The sequence below is a fragment of the Frateuria defendens genome, assembly GCF_001182895.1.
GTDB lineage: Bacteria > Pseudomonadota > Gammaproteobacteria > Xanthomonadales > Rhodanobacteraceae > Frateuria_B > Frateuria_B defendens.
The window spans coordinates 51,003-73,575 of the sequence record NZ_LFQR01000028.1 but is presented as its reverse complement, the minus strand read 5'-3'; the positions used below and the strand labels follow the sequence as shown (position 1 = coordinate 73,575).

The following is a 22,573-nucleotide window of genomic DNA, read 5'->3' as shown; positions in this document are numbered from 1 at the left end:
GGCCGCGTATGTCAGGCCGGTGAAGGCCGCCGGCTGCGGCACGCCTTCCGGCCATCGCAGCCCGGCCGGCGCCGCATCGCAGCCGCGCCGCCGGGACCGACGCTATTCCCGTCCCGCCGCCGCTTCGTCATGGCGCCGGGCCACGCCATCGCCCTGCGGGCTGCCCATGGCCTGGAACAGCGCCGCCGTATCGACCAGCCGCGCCGCCGTGGCCTGGATCTGCGTCAGCCGCGCGTTCTGCCAGCGCTGCTCGCTCGCCACCGTCATCGGGTAGGCCGCCGCGCCGAGCCGGTAGCGGGCGCCGGTGTCGGCGAACGACTGCCCGGCCGCCGCCGCACCCGCCTGCGCGGCCTGCAGGGCCAGCGCGTCCTGGTCCAGCGCGGTCAGCGTATCGGCCACGTCCTGGAAGGCGTTGAGCACTGTCTGCTGGTACTGCGCCAGGGTCGCCTGGTAATCGGCGATGGCCGCCTTGCGCTGCGCCAGCAGGGCGCCGCCATGGAAGATCGGCTGCGTGAGCGAGGCCGCCGCGCTCCACACCGTGCCCGCGCCGGTGAACAGCGCGGCGCGGTCGAACGCGGCCGAGCCCAGCGAGGCGGACAGCGACAGGCGCGGGAACAGGTTGGCCGTCGCCACGCCCACCCGCGCCGAGGCCGCATGCACCGCCGCTTCCGCCGCCAGCACGTCGGGGCGCTGCTGCAGCAGTTCGGACGGCACCGTTACCGGCACCTCCGCGGGCAGCGTCAGCGCCGCGAGCGGCAGCGGCGCCGGAGCCTGGTCCGGCGTGCGCCCCAGCAGCACGGCGAGCGCGTGCCGGGCGCGCAGGGCGCGGCTGCGCAGCGAGGGCAGCGCGGCCTCGATCGCGGCCGCGTTCTGCTGCGCCGCCAGTTCGTCCTCGTGGGCCGCGGCGCCGAGGCGATAGGCGCTGGCGGTCAACGCCGCCTGCTCGCGCGCCAGCGCCGCCAGCCGCTCGTTGGCCGCGAGCTGCTCGGCCAACGCCGAGGCATTCACCGCGGCGATGACGATGTTGGCGGCCAGCGTGCGCCGCGCGGCGTCCAGCTGGTAGGACTGCGCGTCCACCTGCGCCGCCGCCTGCCTCACCGCATAGCGGTTGGCGCCGAAGAGGTCGAAGTCGTAGCCAAGCTCCAGCTGCCCGGCGTACACGTTGTAGATATTGGTTGGCCGCCCCAGGTTCGGCAGGCCCAGCGCCCGCTGCCGGCTGACCTGCCCGCCGGCGTCCACGGACGGGAACAGGCTCTCGCCGACCTGGGCGCGCAGCTGCTGCTGCACGGCCTCCAGCGTGTGGCGGGACGCCTCCAGCGAGGGGTTATGGCGCAGCCCTTCCTCCACCCAGCCGTCGAGCGTGTCCGACCGGTACAGCCGCCACCACGCCGGCACCGCCCGCGCGCCGAGGCGGAAGCGCTGGGCGACGCCGTCCGCCTCGGCGCTCGCCGCCGGCGTGGACGCGGCGGCGTAGTGCACCGGCGAAGGCGGGGCCGGCGGCTTCGCCGGCGGGGCGAGGGCGCAGCCGGCCAGCGCCGCGGCCAGGCCCAGCGGCGCCGAACGGAACGAAGCGATGCGGGTCATGGCGCGACCTCCTGCGGCCGCTCGTCGGCGCGCACGCGGAACCAGGCGGCATAGAGCGCCGGCAGGTAGAACAGGGTCAGCACCGTGGCCACCGTGATGCCGCCCATCAGGGCCGTGGCCATCGGGCCGAAGAAGTTGCTGCGCAGGAGCGGGATCAGCGCCAGCACGGCCGCCGCCGCGGTCAGGGTGATCGGCCGGAAGCGCCGCACGGTGGCGCCCACGATGGCCTCCCAGCGCGCGTGGCCGGCCGCGATGTCCTGCTCGATCTGGTCCACCAGGATCACCGAGTTGCGCATGATGATGCCAAACATGGCGATGGTGCCCAGCGTGGCCACGAAGCCGAACGGCTGCCGGAACAGCAGCAGCGACACGATCACGCCGATCATCCCCAGCGGCGCGGTCAGCACCACCATGAAGGTGCGCCCGACGCTCTGCAGCTGGATCATCAGCAGGGTCAGCACCGCGATCACCATCAGCGGCATCTGCGCGTTGATCGAGCCCTGCGCCTTGGCGTTCTGCTCCACCGAGCCGCCGACCTCGATGCGGTAGCCCACCGGCAGGCGGCTGCGCAGCGCGTTCAACTCGGTGTCGATGGCGTTGGTGACGTCGAGCCCCTGCGCGCCGTTGCGCGTGTCGGCCTGCACGTTGATGGAGGGCTGGCGGTCGCGTTCCCAGATCACGCCGTATTCGAGCCCGTAGCGCACGTGCCCGAGCTGGGCCAGCGGGATGGCGGCGCCGCCCGGGGTGGGCAGCGCCAGGCGCTCGATCTGGTCCGGATGCACGCGGTCGCCCTTGGGCGCGCGCAGGTCCACCGCGATCAGCTTGTCGCGCTCGCGGTACTGGGTGACCGTGGTGCCCGAGAGCGACATGGCGAGGAAGTCGGCCACGTCCTGCGAGCTGATGCCGAGCGCGCGCGCCTTGACCTGGTCGATCTCGAAGCGCACCGAGCGCTCGGCCGGCTCGTCCCAGTCGAACTGCACGTTGCGGGTGCGCGGGTCGGCGCGCATCACCGCCGCCATCTGCTCGGCGATGCCGCGCACGGTGGCGATGTCGTCGCCGCTGACGCGGAACTGCACCGGGAAGCCCACCGGCGGCCCGTTCTCCAGCCGGCTCACGCGGCTGCGCACGGCGCTGAAATCGCGCGGCAGCAACGCGTCCAGCGCATGCGCCAGCCGCTCGCGCTGTGCCACGTCCTTGGCGGTGACGATGAACTGGGCGAAGTTGGGCTGCGCCAGCTGCTGGTCCAGCGGCAGGTAGAAGCGCGGCGCGCCGCTGCCCACGAAGCTGACGTAGTTGGCGACCTCCGGGCGGTCCTTGAGCACGGCCTCGAAGCGCTTCACCTGACGCAGCGTGGCCTCGTACGAAGCGCCTTCCGGCAGGCGCAGGTCCACCAGCAGCTCCGGCCGGTCCGAACTGGGGAAGAACTGCTTGGGCACCAGGCCGAAACCGGCCAGCGCCACCACGAACAGCACCACGGTGCCGGCCAGCACCCACACGCGGTGCCTGAGGCAGGCATCCACCCAGCCGCGGAAGCGCCGGTAGAACGCCGTTCCGTAGATGTCGATGTCGCCATTGGCGTGGCGCCGCGCGGGCGCCTGCGCCCGGCGCGCCTCGCGCCAGCGCCGCGGCAGCCAGCGCGCCCACCAGGCCTCGCCCGGCCTGGCGCGCGCGTGGTGCTCCGGCAGCAGGTGATAGCCCAGCAGCGGGATCACGATCACCGCGGCGAGCCACGACACCAGCAGCGCGATCGCCGATACCTCGAAGATCGAGCGGGTGTATTCGCCGGTGCCCGACTTGGCCAGCGCGATCGGCAGGAAGCCCGAGACCGTGACCAGCGTGCCGGTGAGCATCGGAAACGCCGTGCTGGTGTAGGCGAACGCCGCCGCGCGCATCCGGCTCCAGCCCTGCTCGAGCTTCACCGCCATCATCTCCACCGCGATGATGGCGTCGTCCACCAGCAGCCCCAGCGCCAGCACCAGGGTGCCCAGCGACACCTTGTGCAGGCCGATGCCCAACAGCTCCATGCCCAGTGCCGTCGCCGCCAGCACGAAGGGGATCGAGATCACCACCACCATGCCGGTGCGAAAGCCCAGGCTGAGCAGGCTGACCAGCAGCACGATGCCCACGGCCTCGGCCACCGATTCGAGGAAGTCGTCCACCGAATGCGCGACCGCGTGCGGCATGCTGGTCACTTCCGCCAGCTTGAGCCCGGCCGGCAGGCGTTTCTGCAAGGCCACCACGGCCTGGTCGAGGGCCTTGCCGAGCCGTATCACGTCCCCGCCCGGCTGCATGGTGACGCCGATGCCCAGCACCGGTTGCGCCATGAAGCGCATCGTCTGGCTGGGCGGGTCGTCGTAGCCGCGCCGGACGGTGGCGATGTCGCCGAGCCGGAAGGTCTGGCCGTTGACGCGCAGCAGGGTGTCCGCCAGCACCCCGACATCGTCGAACTGCCCGCTGGGACGCACGAAGATGCGATCGTCCGCGGTGGTCATCACCCCGGCCGCGGCCACCGCGTTCTGTTGGTTGATGGCCTGCGCGATCTGCTGCGGGCTGATGCCGAGCTTGGCCAGGCGCGCGTTCGGCACCTCGACGAAGATGCGCTGGTTCTGGTCGCCGAAGTAGTCCACCTTGCCCACGCCCGGCACGCGCAGCAGCTCGGCGCGCAACAGGTCGGCGTAGTCGTGCAGCTGCGCGGGCGTGAAGCCGTCGCCTTCCAGCGCGTAGAGGTTCGTGTAGACGTCGCCGAACTCGTCGTTGAAGAACGGCCCCTGCACCCCCGGCGGCAGCTGGGCGCGGATGTCGCCCACCTTCTTGCGTACCTGGTACCAGGTGTCCGGCACGCTGGAGGCCGGCGCCGAGTCCTTGATGTTGAAGAAGACCAGCGACTCGCCCGGGCGCGAATAGCTGCGTAGGAAGTCGATCGACGGCGTCTCCTGCAGCTTGCGGGCAATGCGGTCGGTCACCTCCTCCTGCATCTGCCGGGCGTCGGCGCCGGGCCAGTAGGTCTGGATCACCATCACCTTGAAGGTGAAGGGCGGGTCCTCCGACTGCGACAGCCGGCTGTAGGACAGCAGGCCGAACAGCGCCACCATCACCATCGCGAAGAACACCAGCGGCTGGTGCCGCAGCGTCCACGCCGAGAGGTTGAAGCGCTCCGCGCCGTCGTCCGGGGCGCCGGCGCTCACAGCGGCGCATCCTCGGGATGCGGCGGCGCCATCGGCGCGACCTTCTCGCCCGCCGTGACGGCGTGCACGCCCTGCATCACCACGCGCTCGCCCGCGGCCAGGCCGCCGCCGACCAGCACGTCGCGCTCGCCGTAGCGCAGCACCGACACCGGGCGCAGTTCCAGCGTGGACTCGGGCTGGCGCACCACCCACACCGCCGGGCGCTCGCCCTGGTGGAACAGCGCCGTGGCGGGAAGGCGCACCGCCTTGCCCGCCACCGCCGGGCCGGACAGGGCGACCTCGGCCGTCATGCCCAAGCGCACCGGCGGGCCGGGGTCGTCCAGCCCGAGCTTGACGCGGTAAGTGCGTGCCTGCGGATCGGCGGCGGGCGCGATCTCGCGCACCCGGGCGGCGAAGCGCCGTCCCGGCACGGCCAGCAGGCTCACGCTGGCCGGCTGGCCCACCGCGAGGTCGGCGAGGCGGTCCTCCGGCACGTCGACGAAGACGTCGCGCTCGCCCGACCAGGCGAAGCCGAACACCGCCTGCCCGGCCGCCAGCACCTGGCCCACCTCGGCCTGCTCGCGGGTGATGGCGCCGTCGCGGTCGGCCACCAGCGCGGTGTAGCGGCGCTGGTTCTGCGCCAGGTCGAGCTGCTGGCGGGCCTGGTCGCGCGCGGCCAGCGCGGCGGCGTAGGCGTCGCGGGTCTGCTCGAGCTGCAGCTGGCTGATCAGGTTCGCCCTGGCCTGCGCCTCGTCGCGGTCGCGTTGCTGGGTGGCAAAGCTCAGGCGGTGCGCGGCGGCCTCCAGCGCGGCGCGGGCCGAGGCTTCGTTCTTGTCCGCATCGGCACCGTCCAGCCGGGCCAGCACCTGGCCCCGCTTCACCGTGTCGCCCAGCCGCGCGTTGCGCGAGAGCAGCTGCCCGGGCACCCGGAACGACAGCGGCATTTCGTAGCGCGCATGCACCTCGCCGGGAAACCGCAGCGTCGGGGTGCCGTCGGCCGCCGGCACGGGCAGGGCGATGACGGGCCGGGCCGCCTCGGCCTCCTGCGCCTGCTTGCCGCAGCCAGACAGCAGCACAAGAGCCGCCGCCGTGCCGAGCAGGCTGGCGTATCGGCGGCGCTTCGGCGGGGAATCGCGATGGGTCACGGGCTTCTCCTGACGCGGCGGCGTCGATGGACCAGGCGGCGGCCCTGTCCGAGCCGCATACGGATACGCACCTTTGGACACTAATACATACTTGTATTTGAGTTCAACATGGAATCCAGATGGTGGCGCCCGGCCGCATGCTAGGATAGGCCATGCCGCGCAAACGCCTGACCCGCGAAGAAAGCCGTGACCTGACCCGCCAGCGCCTGCTCGACGCGGCGGCGGTGCTCATCGCCAAGAAGGGGTTCGCCGCGGCCAGCGTGGAGGACATCGCCGCGCACGCCGGCTACACACGCGGCGCCTTCTACTCGAACTTCACCAGCAAGACCGACCTCTTCATCGCGCTGCTCAAGCGCGACCACGAGGACATGCACCAGGACCTGCAGCAGATCCTGAGCGCCGGGCTGTCGATCGAGGACACCCAGCGCCAGCTCACCCTGTGCTACCTGAAGGCCTACCGCGACAGCAACAACTTCGCGCTCTGGGCGGAGGCCCGCCTGCTGGCCCTGCGCGACGGCCGGTTCCGCGCGCGCTTCAGCGCGCTGTGCCTGGAGAAGCGCGACGTGATCGCCTACTTCATCACCCAGTTCTGCGCGCTGATGAAGAAGAACCCGCCGGGCCCCGCCGCCGATCTGGCCTTCGGCACCATGGCGCTGATCGACGGCATGCGCTTCTTCAACACCTGCATGCCCAACGAACTGCCCGACGAGGCGGCGCAGGCGGTGCTCGGCACCATCTTCAACGCCACCTTCTTCGACCGGGCCGGCTGAGCCCCCGGCCGCTCAGTGGCGACCGCGCAGCCGCTCGTAGACGGGATCGGTGTCCGGGCGCTTGCCGTGCCACAGCTCGAAGGCGTCGGCGGCGGTTTCCACCAGCATGCCCAGGCCGTCCAGCGCATAGCGGGCGCCGGCGGCGCGGGCCCAGGCGAGGAAGCCGGCAGCGGCCGGGCCGTAGGAGAGGTCGTAGCACAGCGCCCGCGCGCCGGCGAGCGAGAACGGCAGGTCGAGGTCCTGGCCCAGTACGCCGGCGGAGGTGGCGTTGACGATCAGGTCGTAGCTGCCGATGCCGGCCAGGTCTTCCCAGTAGCGGGTGTGCGCCCGCGCCGGGTCGCCGATGGCGTCCGCCAGCGCGTCGGCGGCCGCGGGCGAGCGGTTGACGATGGTGAGCGTGGCCACGTCCGCCTCGAGCAGGTTCCAGGCCACGCCGCGCGCGGCGCCGCCGGCGCCGAGCAGCAGCGCGGTGTGGCCGCGCAGGTCGACCCGGTGGCGCTCGGTGATGTCGCGCACCAGGCCGGCGCCGTCGGTGTTGTGCGCGGCCAGGCGGCCGTCGGGCAGGCGGGTGAGCACGTTGGCGGTGCCGGCGCGCTCGGCCGCCAGGCTGCGCACGTCGGCCAGCGCATAGGCGGCGGCCTTGTGCGGCAGGGTGACGTTGGCGCCGTGGCCGCCGCCGGCGAAGAAGGCACGCACCGCCGCCTCGAACCCGGCCGGCGCGGCGTCGATGGCCGTGTATTCGAGCGCGATGCCGAACTGCCGGGCGAAATCCTGGTGGATCTGCGGCGACAGCGAGTGGCTGATCGGATGGCCGAACACGGCATAGCGCAGGGGCGGGTTCATCGTCGACTCCGGTGCGGGGGGCCGCATTGTAGCGGTCGCAGGCGCTGAGACGAGGTGTACGGATGCTCGTCCCACCTTCGCCACCGGAGCTGTCCCATGCCCGTCCTCGTCCGCGACCTGCCCCGCTGGCTGGCGCTCGCCGCCACCGCCTGGCTGCTGCTCGGCGCCTTTCTGCTCGCGCTGACGCCGCTGCCCGCGCACACCGAGCGGCTGGGCTGGACGCCGCTGTTCTGGCTGCTGCTGGCACCGCTGTGCATGCTGGCCGGGCTGGCGCTGCGGCGCCCGCAGCCGGCGGCGCGGGCATTCCCCGGCTGAGCGGGCGGCGCGCCGGCGCGCGCCTCAGTGGGCGATGCCCAGCCGCTTGCGCTCCATCCGGCGCAGCAGTTCCTGCATCACGCGGCGGTAGAGGTCCTCGCCGAGGTAGCCGTCCTCCACCCCGGCGTCGATCGAGGGGTTGTCGTTCACCTCGATCACCACCGCCTTGCCGTCCACCTGCTTGAGGTCCACGCCGTAGAGGCCGTCGCCGATCGGCTGGGTGGCCTTGAGCGCGAGCTTGACCACCTCGTTGGGCGCGTCGCGCACCGGAATCGTCTCGAAGCCGCCGGACTTGGCCGTGCCCTTGGCGCCGTGGTTGTAGATCTGCCAGTGGCCGCGCGACATGTAGTACTTGCAGGCGTACAGCGGCTCGTGGTTCAGCACGCCGATGCGCCAGTCGAACTCGGTGTAGACGAACTCCTGCGCCAGCAGCAGGGCGCTGTGCTGGAACAGCCCGCCGGCCGCCTTCTCCAATGCCTCCTCGCTCTCCACCTTGACCACGCCGCGCGAGAAGGAGCCGTCGGGGATCTTCAGCACCAGCGGGTAGCCGAGCCGGCCGGCGATCTCCCTGAGGCTCTTGGCGTCGTCGCGGTAGAGGATCTCGGTGCGCGGCACCGCCAGCTTGCGCGACACCATCAGGTCGTTGAGGAAGATCTTGTTCGTGCAGCGCAGGATCGAGGTGGGATCGTCGATCACCACCATGCTTTCCTTCTCCGCGCGGTGGGCGAAGCGGTAGGTGTGGTTGTCCGAGGCCGTGGTCTCGCGGATGAACAGGCCGTCGTACTCGGCCAGGCGCTGGTAGTCGTTCTTGCCGATCGGGTCCACCTCGATGCCCAGCTCCTTGCCGGCGGCGATGAAGGACTTCAGCGCGCGCTTGTTGGACGGCGGCATCGCCTCGTTGGGATCGACCAGCATGGCCAGGTCGTAGCGGTAGCGCCGGCGCGCGCGCGGCTTGCGCCAGAGCTTGCGCGAGAAGCTGTCCAGCGCGCCGGCGAAGGCGTCCTCCTGCGCGTCGTCCAGCGTGTGCAGGCCCACCGGCTTGATCGCGCTGACCTGCCACACGCGCTCGCGCTCGAACTCGATGCGCAGCAGCGGGCAGGGGAACATCTCGAACACCTGCCGCGCCAGGTCCTGCAGCGCCGGGTAGGCCGTCTCGCCGAAGTACACCAGGATGCCGAAGTCGGTGGTGTCGCGCCCGCCCGCGGGCAGGAAGCGGGTGAGCTTCTGATTGAGATCTTCGATATCCAGGCCGTACAGCGAGCGCCGGCCCAGGTCGTTGATGGTGCGCACCGAGGGCATCACCTTGTGCCCGCGCGCCTCGGCCAGCAGCGACACGTAATAGCCCGCGCCCAGGTACTTGTAGCTGCGGCACAGGTTGAGGACGTGGGTGCGCTCCTCCTGCGTGCCGGCGGGCTCGCGCAGGTAGTCGAGCGCGCTGACCACATCGGCGGACGGGTAGTAGGCGCTCCAGTCGGAAGCTTTCTCGACGACGATGACGAGGCGGGTCATGACACCTGGCTAGGCACGACAGCGGGAAGGGTGTCGTCGCGTGGGTAACGGGGCGGCACGGCGCGAAAGCGCGCAGTGTGGGCATAGCCGCGGCGACGCACAAGCCGGCGCACTGAAGCGGGCCTAAACGGCGGCGCACGCGGCCGCCGGCGGGTGCATTGGCCGCTCCGCTGCACTAGAGTGCCGCCGCCCGCGCCTGCCGAGCGCGCCGCCGATACCGCGTCGAGACAGCCCGATGAATCCCTTGCCAGCCACCGCCCCGGTGCGGGTCCGCCGCGCCGAACGCTCCGACCTCGACGACCTGGTCGCGCTGGAGGAAGCGAGCTTCGACAGCGACCGGCTGAGCCGCACGCAATACCGTCGCCATCTCGACAGCGACTCCGCCCGCGTGCTGGTGGCCAGCGCCAACCACCGCCGCTTCCTCGGCACCGCCGTGGTGTTCTTCCGCCAGGGCAGCGCGGTGGCGCGGCTGTACTCGATCGCCACGCGGCCGGACGCGCGCGGCATGGGCGTCGGCTCCGCCCTGCTCGCCGCCGCCGAGGACGCCGCGCGCCAGCGCGGCTGCCGCCGGCTGCGGCTGGAAGTGCGCGTGGACAACGAAACCGCCACGCGCCTCTACGAGCGGCTCGGCTACCGGCGCTTCGCCCGCGTGGCGGGCTACTACGAGGACGGCGCGGACGGCTGGCGCTACGAGAAGGCGCTCGACTGAGTCGTGCTCAGGCGCGCTGCGCCGCCGCCAGGTCGAACGGCGAGGGTCCCTGCATGGCGTCCTCGCCCTGCAGGCGGGTGCGGGCGGTGGGCAGGCAATCGGGGTAATGCCGGTTGACGAAGCGGATCAGCCCCTCGCGCACGCGGCAGCGCAGGTCCCACCACGCCGGCATGCCCACCGCGGACACCAGGATGCGCAGCTGCATCGCCCGCTCGTTGGCGTCGGCCACCTGCAGCAGGCAGACCTTGCCGTCCCACTCCGGCGCCTCGGCGACCAGCCGCCGGAGTTCCTCGCGCAGCGGGTCCAGCGGCAGGCGGAAGTCGAACCACAGGAACACTGCGCCGGTGAGGCCCGGATCGGTGCGGCTCCAGTTGGAGATCGGCTTCTCGATGAAGTAGGTCAGCGGCACCACCAGGCGGCGCTCGTCCCACACGCGCACCACCACGTAGGTGCCGGTGATCTCCTCCACGTAGCCGAGCTCGCCCTCGATCATCACCGTGTCGTCGAGGCTGATGGGCTGGGTGAGCGCGATCTGCAGGCCGGCGATCACGTTGCTCAGCACCGGCCTCGCCGCGAAACCCACGGCGAGGCCGGCAAGGCCGGCGGAGGCGAGCAGGCTGGCGCCGACCTGGCGCACGGCGGGCACCGTCATCAGCACGCCGGCCAGGCCCACCACCGTCACCACCACCATGCCGGTGCGGCTCAGCACGCGGATCTGGGTGAGCAGCCGGCGGCCGCGCGGCGAACGGTCGTCGCGCAGCGGGCCGGCGTGCAGGGCGAGTTCCTCCAGCCCGGCGATGCCGGCCACGGCGAGCCAGGTGGCCGTGCCGATCAGGGCGAACAGCATCAGCCGCCGCAGCGCCGGCAGCCAGCCCAGCTCGCCGAGGTCGGGCGCGTAGTCGAGCACGGCCGCCGCACAGGCCAGCGGCAACAGCCAGCGCAGCGGCCGCGCGGCCTGCGCCGCCAGCGGGCCGAAGGCGGGGCGGCGACGCGCCAGCCGTCCCAGCAACCCCTGCGCCGCGGCGCGCAGCGCCAGGGCGACGAGCCAGGCCAGGCCCAGGTAGGTGAACAGCCTCACCAGCGCCTCCTGGCGCCAGAGTTCGTGCCAGAGTGCAAAAACGTGCATGCGGACTCCTGTCGTCGTGGGGAGGGAGCGCCACCCGCCACGAAACGGCGGGCCTGCGACGAGGGGACCCGCACCACCGGCCGAAGGCGGGCACGGGACCGCGAAGCCCCGGCCATCCTGCCGGGCATGGGGCCAGACGGGACATGGCGGGACACGGGCGCGTCCGCGGCAGGCGCGGAGCGCTTCCCCATCATGCCGCCGTGGGGCAGGCGTGAAAACCCGACCGGCCCGTCTGCGGCGCACGGCCGCAGCGCGCATGCCGCGCCGGCGCGCAGCTCAGCCGCCGAAGGGCTGCGCCAGGCGCTGGGCGGTGGCCTCGTCCGGCCGCGCCACCAGGGCGCCGGTGCGCATCAGGCTCACGCTGTAGTGGCCCTGGTCGACCAGCGGCAGGAAGGCGCCGCTGCCGTAGACCGCATCGACCTCCGGCAGCCACTCGGGATACTGCTTGCGCAGGGTGAGCAGGTCGAAGGCGCCGGCCTCCTTGAAGTCGATCACCGTGCGCCGCGCCGTGGCTTCCTGCCCGGCCTCGTCGTAGCGGCCATCGAGGCGGTCGAGCCGGTACAGCGGCGGCACGCCGGCGAGCAGGGCCGGCAGCTTCCACTTGAGCACCACCGCCTCGATGCGGAAGGCGTCGCCGACCACCTGCGCCTGGCGGGTGGCGCCGTCGGGCCAGGTCAGGGTGAGCGCCCAGCGCTGCGGCGAGAGGATGCGCGCGTCCAGCTCCACCACCGGGCGCTCCTCGCCGAGCAGGCGGTAGCCGCGCAGCGCCAGCCCCGCGCCGGCCAGCAGCAGGGTGAGCCCCAGCCCCACCAGCAGCAGCAGCAGGCGCCCCGCCGCGGCCACGGGGCGCTGCTCGCGCCGCCGCTGCAACATCGCCACCAACTGGGCCAGGGCGAACAGCAGGGCGACCACCGCCAGCACGAACAGCAGGGTCATCGGCAGGTGCATCAGGGTGGACCAGTCCATAGCGGCTCCAGCGCCGTCGGGCGTGACGCCGAAGATGATAGCCAGGTGGGGCTGGCTATACTGCGGGTTCGCTTTCCAGGAATCCTTACCCATGCGTCGAACGCTGCTCGGGCTCTGCGCCGCCTCCCTCCTGCTCGCCGGCTGCGGCAACAAGGGGCCGCTGGTGCTGCCGCCGCCCAAGCCCGCCGCCCCGGCCCATGCCGCGCCGGCGCCCGCGGCCAGCACGCATCCGGCCTCCGCCGCCAGCGCGCCGGACGCCAGCCGGTACTGAGGCGGCGATGGCTTTGCGCTTCTCGAAGATGCACGGCATCGGCAACGACTTCGTCGTGCTCGACTGCCGGCGACAGCCCTTCGCACTGGACGATGGCGCGATCCGCGCCATCGCCGACCGCCACACCGGCGTCGGCTTCGACCAGCTGCTCAGCGTGGAGCCGGCGCGCGATCCGTCCTGCGCGTTCTACTACGGCATCTGGAACGCCGACGGCAGCCCGTCCGGCCAGTGCGGCAACGGCGTGCGCTGCGTGGCGGCCTGGCTGCACCGCGCCGGCGAGCTGGCCATCGGCGACACGGTGCGCATCGAAAGCCCCTCCGGCGCGGTCGCGGTGCGCCTGCTCGACGCGGACACCGTGGCGGTGGACATGGGCGAGCCGGACTTCGCGCCGGCGCGGATTCCCTTCGACGCCCCGCAAGCAGCCGGGCACTACGCCATCGACGTGGCGGGCGAGACGCTCGAGATCGGCGCGGTGTCGATGGGCAACCCGCACGCGGTGCTGGCGGTGGACGATCTGGCCGCGCCCGCGCTCGACCGCCTCGGCCCGGCGCTCACCCGCCACCCGCGCTTTCCCGCCGGCGTCAACGCCGGCTTCGTGCAGCGGCTGGATCGTGCCCACCTGCGCCTGCGCGTGCACGAGCGCGGCAGCGGCTGGACGCTGGCCTGCGGCACCGGCGCCTGCGCCGCCATGGCCGTGCTGCGCCGGCGCGGCGAGGTGGACGCGCGCGTGCGGGTGGACCTGCCCGGCGGCACGCTGCACATCGACTGGGCCGGCCCCGGCCACACGCTGTGGATGACCGGCCCGGCCGCCTTCGCCTTCGAGGGCGAATGGCCGGGCGAGGCGGCGGCGCATTGAAGCGCGCCCGCCGGCATCGCACACTCGGCGCAAGCGCCGCTCCCACGGTAACGAGGTAACCCGCGCATGTCCGACCCCCTGCTCAAGGAGACCCTGGCGGCCAAGGACGTCGCCGCCTATCTCAAGCGGCACCCGCATTTCCTGGGCGATTACCCGGAGCTCGCCGCGCAGCTCACGCTGCCGCGCGAGCACGGCTCGGTGGCCTCGCTCGCGGTGTACCAGTCGCAGCAGCTGCGCGAGAAGAACGCCGAACTCGAACAGCGGCTGGCCGAGCTGGTCGCCATCGCCGCCGAGAACGAGCGGCTGATGCAGCGCGTGCACGAGCTCAACGTGGCGGTGCTGCGCGCCGCCACGCCGGCCATCGCCGCGCGCAGCGTGGTGACGCGGCTGGGCGAGGATTTCCACATCGAGCACGTGCACCTGCTGCTGTTCGGCAACGCCTACGGCCTGCCGCCGGCCGAGTGGCTGGCGGTGGAACCGCGCGGCCGCGCCGGGATGCCGGAGTTCAGCGATTTCCTCGCCAACCACGAGCCGGTCACCGGGCGGCTTTCCGCCGAGCGGCTGTACCGGCTGTTCGGCGAGCAGGCGCCGCAGGTGCAGTCGGCGGCGGTGACGCCGCTCGGCGAGCTGGGCCTGTTCGCGCTGGGCAGCACCAGCGCCGACCACTTCCAGCCGGGCTCGGGCACCCTGTTCCTCAAGATGATCGCCGCCACGCTCACCGCCGCGTTGCAGCGTTCGCGCGACATCGCCTGAGCCTGGGCGATGCCGCCGCGGGCACAGGTCGACGCCTGGCTCGGCCGCCTCGCCGCCGAGCGCCAGGCCTCGCCGCACACTGTCGCGGGCTACCGCCGCGACCTGGACAAGCTGCTGCGCTGGATGGAAGCGCAGGGCCTCGCCGGCTTCGACGCGCTGGACCCGCACCGCCTGCGCGCCTTCATCGCCGCCGAGCACCGCGGCGGGCTCGCGCCCAAGAGCCTGCAGCGGCTGCTCTCCTCCTGCCGCAGCCTGTTCCGCCAGCTGCGCCGCGAAGGCGCGCTGGCGCACGACCCGGCCGCCGGCGTGCGCGGCCCCAAGGTGCACCGCAAGCTGCCGCAGGTGCTGGACGTGGACGAGGCCGGCGCGCTGGTGGAAGTCGAGGGCGACGGCCCCCTGGCCCGGCGCGACCGCGCGATGCTGGAGCTGTTCTATTCCTCCGGCCTGCGCCTGTCCGAACTGGTCGCCCTGCACTGGCTCGACCTGGACCTCGACGCCGGCGAGGTGCGCGTGCGCGGCAAGGGCAACAAGACCCGCATCGTGCCGGTCGGCCGCCACGCCGTGGCCGCCCTGCGCGCGCTGGGCGAGGCCGGGGGCAGGGCGCCGGAGGCCCCGGTGTTCCGCGGCCGCGGCGGCGCACCGGTCAACCCGCGCACGGTGCAGCTGCGGCTGAAGGCCCTGGCGCTGCGCCAGGGCCTGCCCAAGCACGTGCATCCGCACCTGCTGCGCCACACCTTCGCCAGCCACATGCTGGAATCCTCCGGCGACCTGCGCGCGGTGCAGGAGCTGCTCGGCCATGCCGACATCGCCACCACCCAGATCTACACCCACCTGGATTTCCAGCATCTGGCGCGGGTGTACGACGCCGCGCACCCGCGCGCGCGGCGCAAATAGGCGGCCAGCCGGGCCGGGATGCCCGTCACATGACGTAAGGACGGGTTTCAGCAAGCTGAAAGATTCCGTCCGCAGCATGGAAGGCTGCCGGTCCGCCTGCGCGATGCCCATGACATCAGGTTCTTCCCACCCGGATCTCGCGGCCATGGCCGGCGCGCGAGGCCGGCTGCGACACCGACTGCTGGCGGCGGGGGAACTGCCGCAGCGGGACATCCACCGCATCCTGGTGCTGCGCCCCAACCACCGGCTGGGCAACACCCTGCTGCTGACGCCGCTGCTGGTCGAACTGGGGCGGCGCTTCCCCGGCGCCGAGATCGACGTGCTGACCGCCTGCGAGGCGGCCGACAAGGTGTTCGCCGGCTTCCGCCAGATCCGCCGCATCTACCAGCTGACCAGCCGGCCCGGTCACCACCCGCTGCACGCGCTGGCGATCTTCCTCGCCATGCGGCGCCACCACTACGACCTGTGCATCGACAGCGCCCGCGGCTCGCGCTCCGGCCGCCTGCTGCTCCGCTGGAGCGGTGCCCGCTACCTGCTCGGCCTGCCGCACGGCGAGCGCGAGCGGCGCGAGGTAGGCGAGGGCTGGCGGCGCGCGCTGGCGAAAGCGCCGGTGCATTTCGCCCTCACTGGCGTGCACGCGCTGCGCACCGCGCTCGGCGTGCCGGCCGAGGGCGAGCCCTATCCCGTCCTGCGCCTGCACCTGGACGCGGCCGAGCGCGAAGCCGGCCGTACGTTGCTGGCCGACCTGCTGGGTCCGGCGGCGGCGGGGCGCCGCATCGTCGCGCTGTTCCCCAACGCCACCGGCAAGAAGCGCCTGTCCGAGGCGTGGTGGCTCGGCCTCATCGAGGCCCTCGCGGCCCGGCGGCCCGACCTGCTGTTCGTGGAGATGATCGCCGGGCACGGCCACTCGCAGCTCGGCGCACGCTTTCCGAGCTACTACTCGGGCGACATCCGCAAGCTCGCCGCGGTGCTCTCGCAATGCGCCGCGCACCTGAGCGGCGACTGCGGCGTGATGCACCTGGCGAGCGCCGCCGGCGTACCTACGCTGGGGCTGTTCGTGAAGGGCAACCTGGAACGCTACCGCCCTTACGGGCCGCACGACGCGGCGCTGGCGGTGGCCGAGCGCACGCCCGCGCAGGTCGCCGAGGCGGCCTTGCCCTTCTTCGACGCGCTGCCGCGCTGAGCCAGCGGCAACCCCGCCAAACCTTGCAATCGGGGCCGGCGACCCTATTGATGCTGCTCGTCCCAAGGCAGAGCAGTTATGGAATCCTTCCACGCCACCACCATCGTTGCGCTGCGCCGCAACGGCCGCGTCGTGATCGGCGGCGACGGCCAGGTCACCCTCGGCAACACGGTGATGAAGGCCAACGCGCGCAAGATCCGCCGCCTCCACCAGGGCAAGGTGCTGGCCGGTTTCGCCGGCGCCACCGCCGATGCCTTCACCCTGTTCGAGCTGTTCGAGGAAAAGCTCGCCAGGCACGGCGGCGACCTCACCCGCGGCGCGGTGGAGCTGGCCAAGGAGTGGCGCACCGACCGCCGCCTGGGCCGCCTGGAGGCCATGCTGGCTGTGGCCGACGAGAATGCCTCGCTGCTGATCTCCGGCAACGGCGACGTGCTCGAACCCGAGCACGGCCTGATCGCGATCGGCTCCGGCGGCCCCTACGCGCAGTCCGCCGCGCTGGCGCTGATGGAGAACACCGAGCTCGATGCGCGCATCATCGTGGAGAAGGCGCTGAAGATCGCCGGCGACATCTGCATCTACACCAACTACAACACGACGATCGAAGAACTGGGAATCGAGAATCGGGAATAGGGAATCGGATTCCCGTTCGCCGAGCCGCTCTTCCCATTCCCTATTCCCGATTTCCCTATTCCCAGCGAAGCCCATGTCCGAACTCACTCCCCGCGAAATCGTCAACGAACTCGACCGCTACGTCATCGGCCAGCACGATGCCAAGCGCGCCGTGGCGATCGCCCTGCGCAACCGCTGGCGCCGCATGCAGCTGGAGCCGGCGCTGCGCGACGAGGTCACACCCAAGAACATCCTGATGATCGGCCCCACGGGCGTGGGCAAGACCGAGATCGCGCGCCGCCTCGCCACGCTGGCCAACGCGCCGTTCGTGAAGGTGGAGGCGACCAAGTTCACCGAGGTGGGCTACGTGGGCAAGGACGTGGAGTCGATCATCCGCGACCTCGCCGACGTGGCCTACAAGCTGACCCGCGAGCAGGCGATCAAGCGCGTGCGCTCGCAGGCCGAGGACCGCGCCGAGGACCGCATCCTCGACGCCCTGCTGCCGCGCCGCCAGTCGCCCAGCGACTGGAGCCACGACCCGGCCCCCAGCGCCGACGGCGAGACCCGCCAGAAGCTGCGCAAGCAGCTGCGCGAGGGCCAGCTGGACGAGCGCGAGATCGAGCTGGACTTCGCCATGAACGTGGGCGTGGAGATCATGTCCCCGCCGGGCATGGAGGAGATGGGCCAGCAGCTGCGCCAGATGTTCCAGAACCTGGGCGGCGCCAAGACGCAGCAGCGCAAGCTGGCGATCAAGGTGGCGCGGCCGCTGCTGATCGATGAAGAAGCCGGCAAGCTGCTCAACGAGGAGGAAGTGCGTGCCCAGGCGATGACCGCCGCCGAGCAGAACGGCATCGTCTTCCTCGACGAGATCGACAAGATCGCGCAGCGCTCCGAGTGGGGCGGCGCCGGCGTCAGCCGCGAGGGCGTGCAGCGCGACCTGCTGCCGCTGGTGGAAGGCTCCACCGTGTCCACCAAGTACGGCCCGATCAAGACCGACCACATCCTGTTCATCGCCTCCGGCGCGTTCTCCCTCGCCAAACCCTCGGACCTGATCCCCGAGCTGCAGGGCCGCCTGCCGATCCGGGTGGAGCTGTCGGCGCTCTCGGTGGACGACTTCAAGCGCATCCTGCGCGAGCCGCACAACGCGCTCACCAAGCAGTACGTGGCCCTGCTCGGCACCGAGGGCGTGAACCTCACGTTCACCGAGTCCGGCATCGACCGGCTGGCCGAGGTGGCCTTCCAGGTGAACGAGCGCACCGAGAACATCGGCGCCCGCCGGCTGCATACCGTGATGGAGCGGCTGCTGGAGAAGATTTCCTACGAAGCGGCAGACAAATCCGGTGAAAACTACAGGATCGACGCCGAATATGTAGACAACAGCCTGTCCACCCTGGTCGTCGACCAGGATCTCAGCCGCTATATCCTGTGAACACGGGCGAGCTTTCGCAAGCCATTGATTCATATTTCTATTTTTTGACGCTTTGTCGCACGCGGCCGGCCGGTCAGGTCGCGTGCGCCGGCTGCTGCTAAAATTTTGGTCATGAGCAAAGTCATCGAATTGAAGACCACCGGCCAGCGCGCCCAGCTGCGCGAGGCCATGCAGAAGCAGCAGCTGGTGCGCCTGTGGCGCGGCCAGTTGGAACAGGGCAGCTTCTGCGGCTACGTGGGCGGCGTGGGCCGCGAGTTCTTCCTGCTGTGGGTGGTCGGCGACGGCATCACCTACGACGGCGTCTACGTGATGCGCCACCGCGACGTCACCGAGCTGGAGTCGCCGGACAAGCACCACGTCTTCATGGAGAAGGCGCTGGCGCTCAAGCACATCCTGCCGCGCCCGCCGCGCGGCTTCCCGCTCGACGGCATCCGCGAGGTGGTGCAGGCCGCCGGCGCGATGGCGCCGGTGATCGGCGTGCACGTGGATAGCGAGGACGACGCCGAGATCTGCTACATCGGCCGCCTGGTCGGCCTCGAGGAGGACGGCTTCAACCTGCAGGAGATCACCCCGGACGCCGAGTGGCTGAGCGAGCCCTCGTTCTTCGCCTGGGACGAGGTCTCCACCGTCAGCATCGAGGACAGCTACGCCCAGGCCCTGCTGGCGGTAGCCGGCACGCCGCCGCCGCTGGAACACGGCGACCCTGGCGTGGGCCGCGCGCACTGAACTTCTCACGACGACGCCGGGCCACACGCCCGGCGTCGTTGTTTGGAACCGCCTTCAGCGCTTGGCGCCGAGGCCGAACAGCAGCTTGCGGGCTTCCTCGTCGGTGGTCAGGTCCGGCTTGTCGCCGATGGTGTCGGCCAGCGCGTAGGCGCGGCCCGTCGCCGCGCGGTCGCGGATCCGCGCGAACCAGGCCTCGAGGTGGGGAAAGTCCTCCAGCGCCATGCCCTGGGCGGCGTGCGGCACGATCCACGGGTAGGCCGCCATGTCGGCGATGGTGTAGTCCGTGCCGGCGATGAAGGCGCGCCCTTCCAGGCGCTTGTCGAGCACGCCGTAGAGCCGGCGCGTCTCCTTCACATAGCGCTCGATGGCGTAGGGGATCTTCTCCGGCGCGTAGCGGTTGAAGTGGTGGTTCTGGCCCAGCATCGGGCCCAGCCCGCCGACCTGCCAGAACAGCCATTCCAGCACCGTCTTGCGCTCGCGCAGCGCGGCGGGCAGGAAGCGGCCGGTCTTCTCGGCGAGGTAGAGCAGGATCGCGCCCGACTCGAACACGCTCACCGGCTTGCCGCCGTCGGCCGGCGCGGTGTCCACGATGGCCGGCATGCGGTTGTTGGGCGAGATGGCGAGGAAGTCCGGCTGGAACTGGTCGCCGCGGCCGATGTTGACCGGCACGAGGCGGTAGGGCAGCCCCGTCTCCTCGAGCAGCAGGGTGATCTTGTGGCCGTTGGGCGTGGGCCAGTAATGCAGGTCGATCATGGTGGGGCGTCCTGGTAGGCGTTCGGCCCCCACAGGGTCGGACCGGCCGCCATTGAGTTCAACCTTCGCCGCGGAAAAATGCTGTGCCGCATCAAGGCTAAATCGATAAAAGCGGCTATGCTCCGCGACGTTTCGCCGCGCGAGCGGATGGCACTCGAGCAGTGCGCAGGACCCGGAGTAGCACGACGTGGTACGTGTGGTAGTGGTCGGCAGTATCAATATGGACCTGGTGACGCTGGCGCCGCGCTTTGCCGAGCCAGGCGAAACCCTCCTCGGTGAGCGCTTCCTCACCATTCCCGGCGGCAAGGGTGCCAATCAGGCGGTGGCAGCGGCCCGCCTGGGCGCCGACGTGAGCCTGGTCGGCGCGCTCGGCAGCGACCTGTTCGGCGACCAGTTGCACGCCGGCCTGGCCGCCGAGGGCATTGCTTTGCAGCACGTGCGGCGGGTGGACGGCGCCAGCGGCACGGCCTCGATCACCGTGGCCGGCGGCGAGAACCAGATCGTGATCGTGCCGGCCGCGAACTGGACGGTGAGCCCGGCCCAGGTCGAGGCGGCCGCCGACTCCCTCGCCCGCGCCGATGCCGTGCTGGTGCAGATGGAGATCCCGCCCGAGACGGTGGAGGCCACGCTGCGGCTGGGCCAACGGCTCGGCGTGCCGGTGATCCTCAACCCGGCGCCGGCGCGGCCGCTGCCCGTCGAATGGCTGCGGCTGGCGCGCTTCCTCACGCCCAACCAGCATGAACTGGCGATCCTGCTCGGCGCCGATCCCGATGAGGATTTCCGCGCGCTGATGGCACGCGCCCCGGCGCCGGTGGTGCTGACCCGCGGCGCGGAGGGCGCCTGGTACCGCGACGGCGGCGAACCGCAGCATCAACCCGGTTTCCGCGTCGAGGTGGTGGACACCACCGGCGCGGGCGACACCTTCAACGCGGCGCTGGCCGTATTCCTCAAGGACGGCCTCGGCGAGGCGGTGCGCAAGGCCTGCGCGGCCGGCGCGCTGTCGGTGTCGCGGCTGGGCGCGCAGGGCGGCATGCCGACCCGCGCCGAGGTCGAGGCGCTGCTCGCGGGGCAGCCGGCATGAGGCGCCAGGGCCTGCTGCACGCCGAGCTCAACCGGCTGATCGCCGCGCTGGGCCACACCGACACCCTGGTGATCGCCGACGTCGGCCTGCCGGTGCCCGCCGGCGTGCCGTGCATCGACCTCGCCGTGTTGCCCGGGCTGCCCTCGTTCGCGGACGTCTTCGAGGCGGTCTACGCGGAACTGGCGGTGGAAGCGGTCACCCTCGCCAGCGAGATCCACGCGCGCAACGGCGCGATGGTGGCGCTGGCCGAGCGCCTGAAGGGCGAGGGCGTGGCCGTGAACGAGGTCGGCCACCAGGCCTTCAAGCAGCGCTGCACCGTCGCCCGCGCGGTGGTGCGCACGGGCGAGACCTCGCCCTACGCCAACGTGATCCTGCATGCCGGCGTCACCTTCTGAAAGGCTGGCCATGAACGCGCCACTGATCCGCATGCGCGGCATCCGCAAGGCTTTCGGGCCGGTGAAGGTGCTGGAAGGCGTGGACTTCGAACTGCTCGCCGGCGAGGTGCACGCGCTGATGGGCGAGAACGGCGCCGGCAAGTCCACCCTGATGAAGATCCTCACCGGCGTCTACCGCGCCGACGAGGGCCGCATCGAGGTGGACGGCGAGGAAGCGGCCATCGGCTCCACTGGCGACGCCGAGCGCCTCGGCATCGCCATCATCCACCAGGAGTTGAACCTCATCCCGCCGCTCAGCGTGGCGGAGAACCTGTTCCTGGGCCGCGAACTTAAACGCTTCGGCCTGCTGCGCCAGCGCGCGATGCGGGCGCGGGCGCGCGAGTGGCTGGCCCGCGTGGGCCTGGCCGCGCTCGACCCGGACACGCCGGTGGCGCGCCTTTCGGTGGGCCAGCGGCAGATGGTGGAGATCGCCAAGGCGCTGGGCCAGAACGCCCGCGCGCTGATCATGGACGAACCCACCGCCGCGCTGACCGAGCGCGAGACGGCCACGCTGTTCGCGCTGATCCGCGAGCTGCGCGCGGGCGGCACCGGCATCGTCTACGTCTCGCACCGGATGGAAGAAATCTTCGCGCTGTGCGACCGCATCTCGGTGCTGCGCGACGGCCACTTCGTGGGCACCCGCCCGGTGCCCGGCCTCGACCTCGACGAGGTGGTCCGCATGATGGTGGGGCGCAGCCTCGACGCGCGCTTCCCCGCCCGCCACGCCACCCTGGGCCCGGTGCGGCTGAAGGTGGAGAACCTCGGCGACGAGCACGTGCGCGGCATCAGCTTCGAACTGCGCGCCGGCGAGGTGCTGGGCGTGGCCGGCCTGATGGGCGCCGGCCGCACGGAACTGGCGCGGCTGCTGTTCGGGCTGGGCAAGCCGCGGGAGGGCACGGTCGCGCTCGACGGTCGCCCGCTCGCGCTGCGCTCGCCGCAGCAGGCGATCGCCGCCGGCTTCGGCTTCGTCACCGAGGACCGCAAGGAGCAGGGCCTGGTGCTCGACCTTTCCGTGCGCGAGAACATGAGCCTGCCGCGCGTGCCCGCGCGCGCCGGCGTGATCGACTTCCCCCGCGAGAAACGCCAGACGCGCGAGCTGATCGAGGCGCTGAAGATCCGCACCCGCGACATGGAACTCGCCCTGCGCGCGCTCTCCGGCGGCAACCAGCAGAAGGTGGTGCTGGCCAAGTGGCTGGCGCTCAAGCCGCGCGTGCTGCTGCTGGACGAACCCACCCGCGGCGTGGACATCGGCGGCAAGGCCGAGATCTACCACATCATCAACCAACTGGCGGAACAAGGCGTGGCCATCCTCATGATTTCCTCCGAACTGCCCGAGGTGCTGGCCATGAGCGACCGCATCCTGGTGATGCACGAGGGCCGCGCCACCGCGCTGCTCGACGCCGCCGGCGCCACCCAGGAAGCGGTGATGCACGCCGCCACCGGAGGCCGTTGA

Annotated in this window: 22 protein-coding genes; 14 read left to right on the top strand and 8 right to left on the bottom strand. The window is 71.8% G+C overall.

The window, feature by feature from the left end; translation table 11 throughout:
* Positions 1 to 102 precede the first annotated feature (102 nt).
* From ACH65_RS04205 to ACH65_RS04195, 3 genes are read right to left on the bottom strand one after another with little or no spacing between them, the layout of a single operon-like run.
* On the bottom strand, positions 103 to 1,584 hold the full coding sequence (locus ACH65_RS04205; RefSeq protein WP_049621331.1) for an efflux transporter outer membrane subunit: 1,482 nt from the start codon (positions 1,582 to 1,584) through the stop codon (positions 103 to 105).
* Complete coding sequence (locus ACH65_RS04200; RefSeq protein WP_049621330.1) at positions 1,581 to 4,769, bottom strand: efflux RND transporter permease subunit; 3,189 nt, start codon at positions 4,767 to 4,769, stop codon at positions 1,581 to 1,583. The genes ACH65_RS04205 and ACH65_RS04200 overlap by 4 nt, the downstream gene beginning before the upstream one ends.
* The gene (locus ACH65_RS04195) at positions 4,766 to 5,893 is read right to left on the bottom strand and encodes an efflux RND transporter periplasmic adaptor subunit (protein WP_049621329.1); all 1,128 of its coding nucleotides are present in this window, start codon (positions 5,891 to 5,893) and stop codon (positions 4,766 to 4,768) included. Before ACH65_RS04195 ends, ACH65_RS04200 begins: the two co-directional genes overlap by 4 nt.
* A gap of 152 nt (positions 5,894 to 6,045) precedes the next feature.
* Here ACH65_RS04195 and ACH65_RS04190 point away from each other — a divergent pair, with 152 nt between their 5' ends.
* A complete protein-coding gene (locus tag ACH65_RS04190; protein ID WP_049621328.1) occupies positions 6,046 to 6,663 on the top strand; it encodes a TetR/AcrR family transcriptional regulator in 618 nt (205 codons plus the stop codon).
* 12 nt (positions 6,664 to 6,675) lie between these two features.
* Here the strand turns inward: ACH65_RS04190 and aroE are convergent, their stop codons facing one another.
* Positions 6,676 to 7,506, bottom strand: coding sequence for a shikimate dehydrogenase (gene aroE, locus ACH65_RS04185; protein ID WP_049621327.1), 831 nt, complete (start codon positions 7,504 to 7,506; stop codon positions 6,676 to 6,678).
* Between the two features lie 96 nt (positions 7,507 to 7,602).
* Here aroE and ACH65_RS04180 point away from each other — a divergent pair, with 96 nt between their 5' ends.
* Positions 7,603 to 7,821 (top strand): hypothetical protein, encoded by a 219-nt coding sequence (locus tag ACH65_RS04180; RefSeq protein ID WP_049621326.1) that lies wholly within the window; start codon positions 7,603 to 7,605, stop codon positions 7,819 to 7,821.
* A 24-nt stretch (positions 7,822 to 7,845) separates the two neighbouring features.
* On the opposite strand, the gene ACH65_RS04175 is transcribed toward ACH65_RS04180, so the two are convergent.
* Positions 7,846 to 9,330, bottom strand: a complete 1,485-nt coding sequence (locus tag ACH65_RS04175; RefSeq protein WP_049621325.1) for a RimK family protein — start codon at positions 9,328 to 9,330, stop codon at positions 7,846 to 7,848.
* 235 nt (positions 9,331 to 9,565) lie between these two features.
* Between ACH65_RS04175 and ACH65_RS04170 the strand changes: the two genes are divergently transcribed.
* The gene (locus ACH65_RS04170; protein ID WP_049621324.1) at positions 9,566 to 10,039 is read left to right on the top strand and encodes a GNAT family N-acetyltransferase; all 474 of its coding nucleotides are present in this window, start codon (positions 9,566 to 9,568) and stop codon (positions 10,037 to 10,039) included.
* Positions 10,040 to 10,046: 7 nt separating this feature from the next.
* On the opposite strand, the gene ACH65_RS04165 is transcribed toward ACH65_RS04170, so the two are convergent.
* Together ACH65_RS04165 and ACH65_RS04160 are read right to left on the bottom strand one after the other, a co-directional pair.
* Positions 10,047 to 11,165, bottom strand: coding sequence for a mechanosensitive ion channel family protein (locus ACH65_RS04165; protein WP_049621323.1), 1,119 nt, complete (start codon positions 11,163 to 11,165; stop codon positions 10,047 to 10,049).
* A 276-nt stretch (positions 11,166 to 11,441) separates the two neighbouring features.
* A complete protein-coding gene (locus ACH65_RS04160; RefSeq protein WP_049621322.1) occupies positions 11,442 to 12,131 on the bottom strand; it encodes a hypothetical protein in 690 nt (229 codons plus the stop codon).
* A gap of 91 nt (positions 12,132 to 12,222) precedes the next feature.
* On the opposite strand from ACH65_RS04160, the gene lptM reads away from it, so the two are divergent.
* The 8 genes from lptM to ACH65_RS04120 all read left to right on the top strand — a co-directional run bounded on the left by lptM (position 12,223) and on the right by ACH65_RS04120 (position 18,852).
* Positions 12,223 to 12,402, top strand: coding sequence for an LPS translocon maturation chaperone LptM (gene lptM, locus ACH65_RS04155; protein ID WP_049621321.1), 180 nt, complete (start codon positions 12,223 to 12,225; stop codon positions 12,400 to 12,402).
* A 7-nt stretch (positions 12,403 to 12,409) separates the two neighbouring features.
* Positions 12,410 to 13,258: a diaminopimelate epimerase gene (gene dapF / locus ACH65_RS04150; protein WP_049621320.1), complete on the top strand. Its 849-nt coding sequence runs from the start codon at positions 12,410 to 12,412 to the stop codon at positions 13,256 to 13,258.
* A 66-nt stretch (positions 13,259 to 13,324) separates the two neighbouring features.
* On the top strand, positions 13,325 to 14,011 hold the full coding sequence (locus ACH65_RS04145; protein WP_049621319.1) for a DUF484 family protein: 687 nt from the start codon (positions 13,325 to 13,327) through the stop codon (positions 14,009 to 14,011).
* Between the two features lie 9 nt (positions 14,012 to 14,020).
* The gene (gene xerC / locus ACH65_RS04140; RefSeq protein WP_049621318.1) at positions 14,021 to 14,905 is read left to right on the top strand and encodes a tyrosine recombinase XerC; all 885 of its coding nucleotides are present in this window, start codon (positions 14,021 to 14,023) and stop codon (positions 14,903 to 14,905) included.
* Positions 14,906 to 15,050: 145 nt separating this feature from the next.
* On the top strand, positions 15,051 to 16,088 hold the full coding sequence (locus tag ACH65_RS04135; RefSeq protein WP_049621317.1) for a glycosyltransferase family 9 protein: 1,038 nt from the start codon (positions 15,051 to 15,053) through the stop codon (positions 16,086 to 16,088).
* Between the two features lie 78 nt (positions 16,089 to 16,166).
* Positions 16,167 to 16,718 (top strand): ATP-dependent protease subunit HslV, encoded by a 552-nt coding sequence (hslV, locus tag ACH65_RS04130; RefSeq protein WP_049621316.1) that lies wholly within the window; start codon positions 16,167 to 16,169, stop codon positions 16,716 to 16,718.
* 73 nt (positions 16,719 to 16,791) lie between these two features.
* Positions 16,792 to 18,126 carry an ATP-dependent protease ATPase subunit HslU gene (gene hslU, locus ACH65_RS04125; protein WP_049621315.1) on the top strand — a complete coding sequence of 445 codons (1,335 nt, stop codon included), beginning with the start codon at positions 16,792 to 16,794 and terminating at the stop codon, positions 18,124 to 18,126.
* Between the two features lie 111 nt (positions 18,127 to 18,237).
* Positions 18,238 to 18,852, top strand: a complete 615-nt coding sequence (locus ACH65_RS04120) for a hypothetical protein (RefSeq protein ID WP_049621314.1) — start codon at positions 18,238 to 18,240, stop codon at positions 18,850 to 18,852.
* 54 nt (positions 18,853 to 18,906) lie between these two features.
* Here the strand turns inward: ACH65_RS04120 and ACH65_RS04115 are convergent, their stop codons facing one another.
* Positions 18,907 to 19,605, bottom strand: a complete 699-nt coding sequence (locus tag ACH65_RS04115; RefSeq protein ID WP_049621313.1) for a glutathione binding-like protein — start codon at positions 19,603 to 19,605, stop codon at positions 18,907 to 18,909.
* 187 nt (positions 19,606 to 19,792) lie between these two features.
* Between ACH65_RS04115 and rbsK the strand changes: the two genes are divergently transcribed.
* From rbsK to ACH65_RS04100, 3 genes are read left to right on the top strand one after another with little or no spacing between them, the layout of a single operon-like run.
* Positions 19,793 to 20,686, top strand: a complete 894-nt coding sequence (gene rbsK / locus ACH65_RS04110) for a ribokinase (protein ID WP_049621312.1) — start codon at positions 19,793 to 19,795, stop codon at positions 20,684 to 20,686.
* Entirely contained in the window at positions 20,683 to 21,081 is a 399-nt protein-coding gene (rbsD, locus tag ACH65_RS04105) for a D-ribose pyranase (RefSeq protein WP_049621311.1), read from the top strand. The genes rbsK and rbsD overlap by 4 nt, the downstream gene beginning before the upstream one ends.
* Positions 21,082 to 21,091: 10 nt before the next feature.
* Entirely contained in the window at positions 21,092 to 22,573 is a 1,482-nt protein-coding gene (locus ACH65_RS04100; protein WP_049621310.1) for a sugar ABC transporter ATP-binding protein, read from the top strand.

Coding starts and splice junctions, on each gene's coding strand:
- ACH65_RS04205 (WP_049621331.1), bottom strand. CDS start 1,584: ATGACCCGCATCGCTTCGTTCCGTTCGGCGCCGCTGGGCCTGGCCGCG.
- ACH65_RS04190 (WP_049621328.1), top strand. CDS start 6,046: ATGCCGCGCAAACGCCTGACCCGCGAAGAAAGCCGTGACCTGACCCGC.
- aroE (WP_049621327.1), bottom strand. CDS start 7,506: ATGAACCCGCCCCTGCGCTATGCCGTGTTCGGCCATCCGATCAGCCAC.
- ACH65_RS04180 (WP_049621326.1), top strand. CDS start 7,603: ATGCCCGTCCTCGTCCGCGACCTGCCCCGCTGGCTGGCGCTCGCCGCC.
- ACH65_RS04175 (WP_049621325.1), bottom strand. CDS start 9,330: ATGACCCGCCTCGTCATCGTCGTCGAGAAAGCTTCCGACTGGAGCGCC.
- ACH65_RS04170 (WP_049621324.1), top strand. CDS start 9,566: ATGAATCCCTTGCCAGCCACCGCCCCGGTGCGGGTCCGCCGCGCCGAA.
- ACH65_RS04165 (WP_049621323.1), bottom strand. CDS start 11,165: ATGCACGTTTTTGCACTCTGGCACGAACTCTGGCGCCAGGAGGCGCTG.
- ACH65_RS04160 (WP_049621322.1), bottom strand. CDS start 12,131: ATGGACTGGTCCACCCTGATGCACCTGCCGATGACCCTGCTGTTCGTG.
- lptM (WP_049621321.1), top strand. CDS start 12,223: ATGCGTCGAACGCTGCTCGGGCTCTGCGCCGCCTCCCTCCTGCTCGCC.
- dapF (WP_049621320.1), top strand. CDS start 12,410: ATGGCTTTGCGCTTCTCGAAGATGCACGGCATCGGCAACGACTTCGTC.
- ACH65_RS04145 (WP_049621319.1), top strand. CDS start 13,325: ATGTCCGACCCCCTGCTCAAGGAGACCCTGGCGGCCAAGGACGTCGCC.
- xerC (WP_049621318.1), top strand. CDS start 14,021: ATGCCGCCGCGGGCACAGGTCGACGCCTGGCTCGGCCGCCTCGCCGCC.
- ACH65_RS04135 (WP_049621317.1), top strand. CDS start 15,051: ATGGCCGGCGCGCGAGGCCGGCTGCGACACCGACTGCTGGCGGCGGGG.
- hslV (WP_049621316.1), top strand. CDS start 16,167: ATGGAATCCTTCCACGCCACCACCATCGTTGCGCTGCGCCGCAACGGC.
- hslU (WP_049621315.1), top strand. CDS start 16,792: ATGTCCGAACTCACTCCCCGCGAAATCGTCAACGAACTCGACCGCTAC.
- ACH65_RS04120 (WP_049621314.1), top strand. CDS start 18,238: ATGAGCAAAGTCATCGAATTGAAGACCACCGGCCAGCGCGCCCAGCTG.
- ACH65_RS04115 (WP_049621313.1), bottom strand. CDS start 19,605: ATGATCGACCTGCATTACTGGCCCACGCCCAACGGCCACAAGATCACC.
- rbsD (WP_049621311.1), top strand. CDS start 20,683: ATGAGGCGCCAGGGCCTGCTGCACGCCGAGCTCAACCGGCTGATCGCC.
- ACH65_RS04100 (WP_049621310.1), top strand. CDS start 21,092: ATGAACGCGCCACTGATCCGCATGCGCGGCATCCGCAAGGCTTTCGGG.